Annotated in this window: 1 protein-coding gene; it reads left to right on the forward strand. The window is 51.9% G+C overall.

Features of this window, described 5'->3' with window-relative positions; genetic code table 11:
• Positions 1–612 precede the first annotated feature (612 nt).
• Positions 613–2,292 carry a group II intron reverse transcriptase/maturase gene (gene ltrA / locus CAFE_RS05780; protein WP_156990074.1) on the forward strand — a complete coding sequence of 560 codons (1,680 nt, stop codon included), beginning with the start codon at positions 613–615 and terminating at the stop codon, positions 2,290–2,292.
• Positions 2,293–2,377: the final 85 nt, after the last annotated feature.

A 2,377-nucleotide genomic window follows, 5' to 3' on the forward strand; every position in this document is an offset into this window, starting at 1 on the left:
CTCTGGGTGCGACACGAAGTCGCGTAATTAAATTGTTCGGCAGTGACCGAACCTGCTATTCCATTGGCAGTAGCCTTGCATCGCCAAAGCGGCCGGTAACGGCCGTGAGGAAGCATGATGTGAATAGGCAGCCCCGCCCGAAAGGGCTTAAGCGGAAGCCGTGAGGTAGACGCGATAAGCTGCGAGCAACAACGCGGCTGGGGAGCTTGGCTGCGCGGTATGGTTAATGTAATGTAAATCGCCGATAAACGTCGTTAAAGTTGAACAGGCTAAAGTTGCTGACAAGCCTGAGCCAAAAGGTGTGCAGTCGGATGTTTCCTTCCATAGTGGGGACACATGGACGATACGACTGCCGGCGGAGAGGCGGAACCTAACCCGCGCTGTTTATTACGTGGAACGTGGTAAGCCCGTATTTTCTCCGGGGAACCGGAAAGCCGACCGTAAGGAAAGCCTATGGGAAATGCGGGTAAGGAGCGATGGAAAAAGCGAACGCCGCCCCTGCAATGGGGGCGGACAGGAGGTGTGGCAATCCTCCACGCGAAAGCGGGCAGACTTCCATCCGGTCTTTCTTTACGAGAGAATCTACAGAACTTTTAGAGGGGGAAATTGCAAATGAACGGGAAACCGTGTGCATCTTCCGACAAGGCGCAAAGCTGGGAATCTATAGACTGGAAAACCGCCCGCGCTTATGTGAAAAAGCTGCAAATGCGTATCGTAAAGGCTCAAAAGGAAAGCCGCTACAGCAAGGTCAAATCTTTGCAGTGGCTGCTGACCCACTCGTTTTACGCCAAAGCCTTGGCCGTAAAGCGTGTGACAGAAAATTCAGGCAAGCACACCTCGGGCGTAGACCATGAATTATGGCTGACGTCACAGGCAAAATTCAAGGCAATATTCAGACTCAACCGGCGGGGTTACGCCCCGCAGCCGCTCAGAAGAATTTACATTCCCAAGAAAAACGGGAAAATGCGTCCGCTTAGTATACCAACCATGACGGACCGCGCCATGCAAACTCTCTACAAATTCGCGTTGGAACCGATAGCCGAAACCTACGCCGACCCGAACTCCTACGGATTCCGAATCGGTCGGAGCACACACGACGCTATAGAGCAGTGCTTCACCGATCTGAACAAAGGAAAATCTCCGGAGTGGATACTGGAAGGTGATATCAAAGGCTGCTTCGACCACATCAGTCACGAATGGCTGTTGGAGAATATTCCGATGGACACTCAGATTCTTGAAAAATGGCTGAAATGCGGATTTGTGGAAACCCATCGTCTGTTCCCGACGGAGGAAGGTACGCCGCAGGGCGGCACGATTTCCCCCATCCTTATGAACATGACACTGGACGGTCTGGAACGGCTTTTGCACGAACGGCTCCCCGACCGCAAGGTCAACGGCAAGAAACACTTCACCAAAATGAATTTCGTGCGCTACGCCGATGATTTTATCATCACGGGTGAATCGCCGGAATTTCTGAAGCAAAAAGTGCTGCCAATCGTGCGGGAGTTCCTGAAAGAACGCGGATTGCAGCTTTCCGAAGAAAAGACACTTGTTACGCATATCAGCGACGGCTTCGACTTTTTGGGCAAAAACATTCGCAAATACAACGGCAAGCTGCTCATCAAGCCGTCAAAGACGTCGATGAAAGCATTTCTGAGCAAGGTGCGCGACATCATCAAGAGCAACAAATCCACGAAGCAGGAAACTCTGATTCGCAAACTCAATCCCGTAATCCGGGGCTGGGTGAACAGTCAGCGGTACGTTGTCTCTTCGGTGATGTTCGGCAGGGTTGATTATGAAATCTACAAATGCCTGTGGCAATGGGCGAAACGCAGACATGACAAGAAAAAAGGCGGTCGATGGGTGGCAAAGAAATATTTCCATCACATCGGCAACCGGCAGTGGACATTCGCAGCACCGGTCGAGACAAAAGCCGGGGTAAAGACCTTTGCGAGACTTGAATACGCCACCGACACGAAAATCATTCGGTTTAAGAAAATCGTGGCGGAAGCAAATCCGTTTGATGAATATTGGGCGGAGTATTTTGAGGAACGCGAGGGCGAAAAGATGCTTCACAGCACAAAAGGGCGGGACAAACTGCTCGTTATGTGGAGAAAACAAAACCGCTGCTGCCCTGTTTGCGGAGACCTCATCACGTCGGAAACCGGCTTTAGGGTTCATACCCCTGCCGGAACCAACACCAGAAAAATCATGGTGCACCCAGATTGCCATAAACGGCTGCATAGCCTGAATTACCCATTTGAGCCGGGTTCCCGGAACGGGAGCTTTTAGAAAGGCTTGAGCCGTGTGAGGGGAAACTCTCACGCACGGTTCTTAGGGGAGGGAACGGCAGTGATGCCGGTCTCTTACCCGACCA

Source organism: Caproicibacter fermentans (genome assembly GCF_009746625.1).
Taxonomy (GTDB): Bacteria; Bacillota; Clostridia; order Oscillospirales; family Acutalibacteraceae; genus Caproicibacter; species Caproicibacter fermentans.

Bases quoted from the DNA above. Each gene is read 5' to 3' on its own strand.
- ltrA (WP_156990074.1), top strand. From the start codon at position 613: ATGAACGGGAAACCGTGTGCATCTTCCGACAAGGCGCAAAGCTGGGAA.